Source organism: Tychonema sp. LEGE 06208 (assembly GCF_015207505.1).
Classification (GTDB): Bacteria; Cyanobacteriota; Cyanobacteriia; order Cyanobacteriales; family Microcoleaceae; genus Microcoleus.
This window is the reverse complement of record NZ_JADEWT010000083.1, coordinates 19,714-27,629: the sequence shown is the minus strand read 5'-3', so window position 1 is coordinate 27,629 and position 7,916 is coordinate 19,714. Positions and strand designations below refer to the sequence as shown.

Below are 7,916 nucleotides of genomic sequence, written 5' to 3'. Positions count from 1 at the left end.
GGGCATTGGGCATTGGGCATCAGCTAAGATTGTGAACAGTCAACAGTCAACAGTCAACAGTCAACAGTCAACAGTCAACAGTGAACCGTGAACAGTCAACAGTGAACAAATAACTTAATTTATGCGCTTAAAATCCCTTGATGTTTTTCGCGGAATTGCGATCGCCTCGATGATTTTAGTCAACAACCCCGGCAGTTGGAAACAGGTGTATCCGCCGCTAGAACACGCAGAATGGCACGGCTGCACGCCCACAGACTTGGTATTTCCGTTTTTCCTGTTCATCGTGGGCTGCGCGATGTCTTTCTCGCTGTCAAAATATACTGAAACTACTACAAAAATAGAAACAAATATCTATTGGCGAATTGCGCGCCGCGCGGCGATTTTATTTATATTAGGATTACTGCTAAATACATCTTCGATCGCCCTTGACGTACTTCTCAACAGCGCCCCGGTGGAAAACTTCGGTAAAATCCGCATCATGGGAGTATTGCAGCGCATCGGCTTAGCGTATTTCATCAGTGCGATCGCCATTCTCAACCTTTCCCCCCGCCATCAAAAACTGCTCGCGGTTGCCGTGCTTTTGGGCTATTGGGCTGCACTAACCGCAGGCGCTGTAGGGGGGTACAGTGCCGGCGAACTCACGCCAGAAGGAAATTTAGGGGGATATGTCGATCGGCTAATTCTCGGCAGCCAACACCTGTACAAAGGCGGCCCCTTCGATCCTGAAGGATTGTTGAGCACATTACCCGCAGTTGTCACAGTCCTCATCGGCTATTTTACAGGGGAATGGTTGCGCGTGCAGCCAATTAAAACCCGCACCAGTATCAACTTAGCAATCTGCGGCCTCAGTTGCGTGATAATAGGCCATTTGTGGGGATTTTTATTTCCGATTAACAAACAACTGTGGACGAGTTCCTATGTGGTTTTTACCGCAGGTTGGGCGTTGCTATTGCTAGCAGCTTGCTACGAAACAATAGAAGTGCGGAATTGGAAATGGGGGCGGCCGTTTGAAATCATGGGAGTGAATGCTATTTTCCTGTTTGTCGCCTCTGGAATTGTCGCCAGACTTCTATTAAAAACTCATATCGGTAGCGGTGAAAATCCTCCAAGTACCTACACTTGGATTTACGAAAACTGGTTTGTGCCGTGGGCGGGGCCACTGAATGGTTCTCTAGCATTTGCCGTGACAGCGGTATTGTGTTGGTGGTTGATTTTGTATGGAATGTACCGCCGAGGTTGGGCGATCAAAATTTGAGTAAAAAAACAGAATACCTAAAACCCCTACTTCTTTAAAAAGTCAAGGTTCTAAGAGCTAGTAGGGCTTGACATCAACAGACTTTGGCGGTTAACGTTGGAAAAAAATGTTTCAATGTTGTAAGGGAGAGATCCATGAACGAGTTTTTAGATAGCTTGATCTGTCGGCAGACATTTGATACGCAGGCTTTGATGAATTCTCACCCACCCAAATTTTACGACCCTAACAAGCAGATAGTTTATGATATTTGTTGTCCGCCTGGATGCACTCATCGGGGTCAATTAGCATTTTCCCGATGGTACGCAATGCCTTTTCCAGAATATCTTTCTCCTCTGGAACATCAGACAGATATTTCTGAGCGAAAGGCATACTTTGGGTACGAGCCATCCCAAGATAGCACTGAGATGGAGTGGTATCTCAATTTCGCTCATTACGATCTTTTTTGTGCTTATGGTGGTTCGCTATTTGCCCAAGACGAAATGCAGGTAGCTGAACATCCAGCACTCAGTTCACTGCGAGAAGCTTTACTAGATTCCAACATTAAGCCATTAACAGTGGAGAGTCAACAACCCACCCCGATCCTGATTCGTGGGGTGGAACGGAGGTGTGCGATCGCTACCGATCGCAATTCAGAACAGGGGCGACCTTTTGGTCTTTACGGCAATAACTTTGGACGAGCGACATCAGATGCGATCGCCCAAGCGACAAAACCTCTAAACCCGCCTACAATCACAAACATCATTGCGATAGAAGCTCCTTCCTATGGCGAGGGTTCTTATAGCATTGCACAAATTGAATACATTCTTAAAACAGCATTCACTGGATTTTGTGCAGCACGAATTGAGTCACAGTTAGAGTCGGCTCAAACACCAACTTTGATTATTCATACAGGCTTCTGGGGATGCGGAGCTTACGGTGGCAATCGTGTCTTGATGGCTCTTTTGCAACTGTTGTCTGCTCGTCTCAGTCAAGTGAATTGTCTAGTCTTTCATACCAGCGATGCTACGGGAAGTCAGGATTTGGCAACTGCTCAACAAATACTCGATCGCGATTTAGTACCTGATGATTCACCGGTGAAAGTTTCAGATTTGGTAGAAAAGATTCATGCGATGGAATTCCAGTGGGGATTTAGCGATGGAAACTAAAAGGATATTCGAGCCAAGTTATACCTGGAGTAATATCAAATCCTCTATTCATCGGAATAATAAATTCGAGTCAACAGTCAACAGTCAACATCATTCCGGCGTAACCGGAAAGGCTATAACAACCTTTTCTTTGCAATACGCAGCTACAGTTTTTCCTGAGAGTGAGGAAATCCCACCCGTTCAAGTTTCCACTAGGGACTAGATCTGGCCTCAACCCCGCCCAGCTCAAGGATTTTGCCGATTTCTCAATCGCCCCCCTCTCAACCGCTCACTATAAATGAACCCAAATCGCTAAAATAAAAAAAAGATACGTAATAGGCAGGCTGGCGTCAATGATCCCAACAGTTATAGAACAATCCGGTCGCGGCGAACGCGCCTTTGACATTTACTCGCGACTCCTGCGCGATCGCATCATCTTCTTGGGCCAACAGGTTGACTCCGACTTAGCCAACTTGATCGTTGCCCAATTGCTATTTTTAGACGCAGAAGATCCAGAGAAAGACATTTACCTCTATATCAACTCCCCAGGGGGTTCGGTAACAGCAGGTATGGGCATTTTTGACACAATGAACCACATCCGCCCGGACATTTGCACCATTTGTCTCGGTTTGGCCGCCAGCATGGGGGCTTTTCTGTTGAGTGCCGGCGCTAAAGGCAAGCGGATGAGTTTGCCTCACTCCCGGATCATGATCCACCAACCTCTCGGTGGAGCTCAAGGACAAGCAACGGATATTGAAATTCAGGCAAAAGAGATTTTGTACCACAAACAGCGCCTGAATCAATTTTTGGCAGATCATACCGGTCAGCCGCTTTCGCGCATTGAAGAAGATACGGAACGGGATTTCTTCATGTCCGCCGATGAAGCTAAGGATTACGGTTTGGTGGATCAAGTGATCGATCGCCGTCCTTCGGCCAGCCGCCCGATCGCTGCTGTGGCGTAAATTAAAAATTAAAAATTAAAAATGGGAAATATTCTGCATTTTTGATTTTTAATTTTTAACGTTCAAAAGTACCTTTTTAATCCTGGATAAACGGGTGCGTCGAAACCGGGTTTTTTACCCAAATCTTTGGTTCTCAACCTTAATATCTGTAAAAAACCCGGTTTCTTTAATCCTGGATAAACGGGTGCGTCGAAACCGGGTTTTTTACCCAAATCTTTGGTTCTCAACCTTAATATCTGTAAAAAACCCGGTTTCTTTAATCTAATAGCCTCCAGCGCCTTGTTTAGTTTCCGAATTCCTAGGCTAAAGATTCGAGATATTGCAAGAAATCGAGCAGTTGTTCTGGGTTTAATAAATGCCGCGCTGCTTTCTCATAAGCTTGTTTGAGATAATCTTTTCCTTGGCTGGCAGTCCAGCTTAACCGCTTGATTTCGTCAGTGGTTCTGCTGTAAATTTCCAGATATTCTAGGAAATCTGCCAACTCTTCGCTAGAAAGCTCTCTCTGCGACGACTTGTCATAAAGTTGTTGGAGACAGTCCATTTCCGTTTTTTTATTCCATCCCTGGCGTTTGAGGATGCCGTCTATGTTGGCGATCGTATCAGAATCGTCCTCGATCGCATCACTGGGAATTCCCACCGCGATCGGTTGCAATTCCCTAATTTCAGCAGCACCCTGCGACAGTTCGCTGATTTGGGCCGGCGCTACCGACAGTTCCTCCATTGGTTCCCCGTAGCTGGAAGAAAGCCAAGCATCCGAGTCTATTTGCTTCGGTACAAATCCAGCCGCCGGAACTCGATCGACCGCAGGCGGTTCCGGTTCCGCTACAGGTGCGATCGGCTCTGCATTTAATTTAGATTCAGTATTGACAAAATTGCTTTGATGTGGTAATTCAACTTTTTCGGCAACAGGCATTTCTAAAACAGGAAGAGGAGCAAGGGCCGGCCCAGGCGCAGCAGCAACGGTCGGCGGAGGCGGCACTGGCACCGGCACCTCCGCCTCCGCACCAAGGGTCGGCGGAGGTGGCACGGGCGCAGGCGAAACGGCAACAACAGCAGCAGCGGGTTCGGAAAATCCGAGGACGGCGATCGCCCGCGATCGGGCGCGGTCTTCAGCACCCTCAACAGACTCAGCAGCCGACATACCCGTAGCGAGAGTTTTACCGTCAACCTGAACCAGACAGCGAACCACAAACTTACCGTGATGAATAGTCAGCAACTCACAGATTAACTGTCCAGTGGGATAAAGGGCGCGAAATTGAGCAAACATAATTTTTTGACCCCGAAACCAGAAGGGGGCTGATGACTTCAGTTTAGTACAACCCACAGAAAACAATTTTCTGAAAGCACCTATTCAACATACAATAAATAAAAGGTGAATCATCAGCGCAACCTTTCACCCGACTAAACCCTATCCCACATCCTGCCGTTTAAGCTAGCAAGCAGCGGGTATGAAACAGCAACTAAGCAAAAGTAGTAAAGTCTCCGGTTTTGTGTACCTTGCACTTTCTACAGCACAGATTGCTCCAGACCCGCTGGTTGTACCTCTGTCCGCAAGGACAGAGCGCTTGCAAAAAACAGGGCATTTCTTGCGGTAAGCAACTAGCAATTTTGCCCGATCGCCAGTAAAATCTTTGGCTTTAGCAAAAGGCAAAAGGCACTTCAAAAGCAAGAAGAAAGCAGGAACAAGGCAGACGGAAAAATGCAGGAGGCCCAAATGCAAATTTTCTCCTCTCCAAATCCATCTCCCCATCCCCGACTCAACCCGTCGCTTTCAGCATCGAGTCATCTTTTAAGAACCGACAGGGGCTTTCTACTTATTAGCGAAGAACTCGGCGCTGCCAGCCAAAAGCCAAGGAACCAACGCTAAAAACTTGTATTGGGGAATAGGGTGCGGGGCCTTTGTCTGCACCGCCATCGGTCAGTTGCAGACAAACAGCAGACAATTAGCGACTGCCGGTGTCGGGAAAAAATCTGAAAAAATCCCTGGCTGCAGGTAGCACCGACTGTGCTGGCATCTCCACCTACTAACCCGCGCATTTGTTGGGAAGCAGGCACAGCGAGGGTAAGAAAGGGTGCGGCTGATTTCGCCAAAATTTAGACTAATTGCTGGAAACAAGAGGATCGATCGCTACATGGAATTTTCTATCGCTGCACTGCTGGCAAATTTTACAGAAGACAAATTAGTGGCTCCCAAAGCATTAGAGAAAAAACTCGATTGCAACGACGCCACCAGTCAACTCAAACTTCAAATCGCATTAGAAGCTCTAGAGAAAATTGGCATATTAGTCAAAGACAAAGGCCGCTACCGCCGAGTAGCTGAAGACGACGTAGTAGAAGCAAAACTCCGCTGTTCGAGCAAAGGATTTTGTTTCGCAATTCAAGATGCCGAAGGCTCAGAAGACGTTTACGTGCGAGAAAGTCACCTCTCGACAGCTTGGAATGGCGATCGAGTATTAGTCAAAATCATCAAAGAAGGCAGCCGCCGCCGATCGCCCGAAGGCGAAGTCATGCTGATCCTCGAACGCGCCAACCCCTCGGTACTGGCGCGAGTCAAGCAAACCGCCACCCCCACCGGCCGCGTCAGCTACAGAGCAATTCCCCTGGACGATCGCCTGTTGTTTGAACTAGACTTGCTCGCCAACGGCACAAACCTGCAAGAGGCGATCGACCATTTAGTACACGTCGAAGTCAAACGCTACCCCCTCGGCACCCATCGGCCAGTCGGCAAAGTAGTACAGGTACTCGGTTCCGACGCCGAAGCAGCAGACGACCTCGACATCGTATGCTGCAAACACGACTTGCCGCGCTCCTTCCCCGCCGCCGTCATCAAAGCAGCCGAAAACTTGCCCAGCAAACTCAAAAAAACCGACATCAAAAAACGGTTAGATTTGCGGAACAGCCTGACAGTCACCTTTAGCAAAAACGAAGAGGGAGAAACCAACACCCAAAACGAAGCCCCTCAAGTTCCAGAGGAAAATTTCTCCGAGGGAACAGCCGAAAACGAGCTCGAAAACGAATTCGACCCGACCTCATTTTTGTGCGATCCGCCCATAGAACGCGCACTGTCGATCGAAACCCTCAAATCCGGCGGCTGGCAAGTAGCAATCCACATCGCCGACGCAGCCGAGTACGTGCAGCCAGAAACCCCCCTAGACCGCGAAGCCCGCAAACGAGGCACCAGCGCCCATCTCGGAGAAAAAATCATCCCCGTACAGCCACAAATCCTCAACGATCGATGCTCGCTGCAACCAGACACCGAACGGCTGGCCTTCAGCATACTGCTGACCCTAGACGCATCGGGAGAACTCACAGAATACGAGATTCAAACCAGCGTCATTCACATTGACTACCAGCTCAGCTACGAACAAGCTCAAGCAATTATCGAACCAGACTCCGATGCCGAAGATCACCCTTTATCCTCCGCCCTCCGTCCTTTCCTAGATCAAATCAGGGCTGCCTCACAGGCTGTTAGACAGACGAGACTCCAGCGGGGAGCTTTTGAACTAAATTTGCCGGATGCTAACTCTCACTTCGACGACGAAGGCGAATTAGGAGCTTTTACAACGGCTACCCCCGCCCAGTCGGCGGTCTCCGAATTGGTCGTACTCGCCAACCAAGCTGTCGCCACCCACCTGCAAGCCTTGGGAGTCCCAGCAATCTATCGCGTCCAGCCGATGCCAGACCCTGCGGACATTCAAGAGTTCATCAAACTCTCCAACAACCTCGGAGGCGAACTGTATCTCGAAAACGAAGAAGAAGTTCTGCCCTTGGACTTCCAGCGATTTACCCAGCAATTTGCCGACCTCAAGTCCGAAAGAGTTCTCACCTACCTGCTGGAAGACACCATGAAGCCGGCTGTTTACAGCACAACTCCCAAGCCACACTTCGGTTTAGCGCTGCAAGACGGTTACACGCGCTGTACTTCCCCGCTTTCCCGCTACGCCGATTTGCTGGTGCTGCGGGTGTTGCAAGCGGTGTTCGAGCAAGGCCGCAGCAGCCGCACAACTCGGGCTAAGGAAAAAGTCAACCTGCACCATTCCTCCTGTCACGGTCAAATTACTTGGAACGTTCTCCCCCCAGATTTGCACCACGAATTTGAGACAGAGTTTGCAGCGGCGGTGGTACATCTGACGGAACGCGAAAGGGTTGCGGAAGATGCCGAAAGCGATTTGCAGGGATTGAAGAAAACCGGATTGATGAAAGAGCGCACCGGTCAAACTTTCCAGGGTTTGATTACAGGGGTGCAGTCTTACGGTTTCTTTGTGGAAATTGAGGTGCGGCCGCCGGAGAGCGAACTGTTGCGAGTGGAAGGATTGGTACACGTTTCTTCGCTGAAGGATGATTGGTATGAATATCGATCGCGCCAGCAAACTCTAGTTGGTCGCAAAAACCGCAATCAATACCGTTTGGGCGATCGGGTAGAAGTTCAAGTCAAAAGCGTTGACTACTACCGCCAGCAAATTGATTTAGTTGCTGTTGGCGGCGGTAGTCAAGCTTTTGATGATGAGGAATAGAAGAAGAAGGAAGAAGGAAGTACGTCCGCTTCTTTTGTAGCGGATTTAACGGATGTAACGG

The 7,916-nt window shown here is 48.9% G+C and carries 7 protein-coding genes; 5 read left to right on the top strand and 2 right to left on the bottom strand.

The features are described 5' to 3' along the window. Nucleotides 1-121 precede the first annotated feature (121 nt). The 3 genes from IQ263_RS20000 (at nucleotide 122) to clpP (ending at nucleotide 3,341) form a co-directional block, all read left to right on the top strand. On the top strand, nucleotides 122-1,255 hold the full coding sequence (locus tag IQ263_RS20000) for an acyltransferase family protein (protein ID WP_194069622.1): 1,134 nt from the start codon (nucleotides 122-124) through the stop codon (nucleotides 1,253-1,255). Nucleotides 1,256-1,389: 134 nt separating this feature from the next. Further along, nucleotides 1,390-2,400: a poly(ADP-ribose) glycohydrolase gene (locus IQ263_RS19995; RefSeq protein WP_194069620.1), complete on the top strand. Its 1,011-nt coding sequence runs from the start codon at nucleotides 1,390-1,392 to the stop codon at nucleotides 2,398-2,400. A gap of 332 nt (nucleotides 2,401-2,732) precedes the next feature. Then, the gene (clpP, locus tag IQ263_RS19990; protein WP_194069618.1) at nucleotides 2,733-3,341 is read left to right on the top strand and encodes an ATP-dependent Clp endopeptidase proteolytic subunit ClpP; all 609 of its coding nucleotides are present in this window, start codon (nucleotides 2,733-2,735) and stop codon (nucleotides 3,339-3,341) included. Nucleotides 3,342-3,639: 298 nt separating this feature from the next. On the opposite strand, the gene IQ263_RS19985 is transcribed toward clpP, so the two are convergent. Beyond that, nucleotides 3,640-4,608: a hypothetical protein gene (locus tag IQ263_RS19985; RefSeq protein WP_194069616.1), complete on the bottom strand. Its 969-nt coding sequence runs from the start codon at nucleotides 4,606-4,608 to the stop codon at nucleotides 3,640-3,642. A 181-nt stretch (nucleotides 4,609-4,789) separates the two neighbouring features. On the opposite strand from IQ263_RS19985, the gene IQ263_RS19980 reads away from it, so the two are divergent. Next, nucleotides 4,790-4,936, top strand: coding sequence for a hypothetical protein (locus IQ263_RS19980; RefSeq protein WP_194069614.1), 147 nt, complete (start codon nucleotides 4,790-4,792; stop codon nucleotides 4,934-4,936). A gap of 222 nt (nucleotides 4,937-5,158) precedes the next feature. Here IQ263_RS19980 and IQ263_RS29460 read toward each other — a convergent pair whose 3' ends face one another. Next, entirely contained in the window at nucleotides 5,159-5,284 is a 126-nt protein-coding gene (locus tag IQ263_RS29460) for a hypothetical protein (protein ID WP_255515911.1), read from the bottom strand. Nucleotides 5,285-5,473: 189 nt separating this feature from the next. Between IQ263_RS29460 and IQ263_RS19975 the strand changes: the two genes are divergently transcribed. Beyond that, entirely contained in the window at nucleotides 5,474-7,855 is a 2,382-nt protein-coding gene (locus IQ263_RS19975) for a ribonuclease R family protein (protein WP_194069612.1), read from the top strand. The last annotated feature ends 61 nt before the right edge of the window (nucleotides 7,856-7,916 follow it).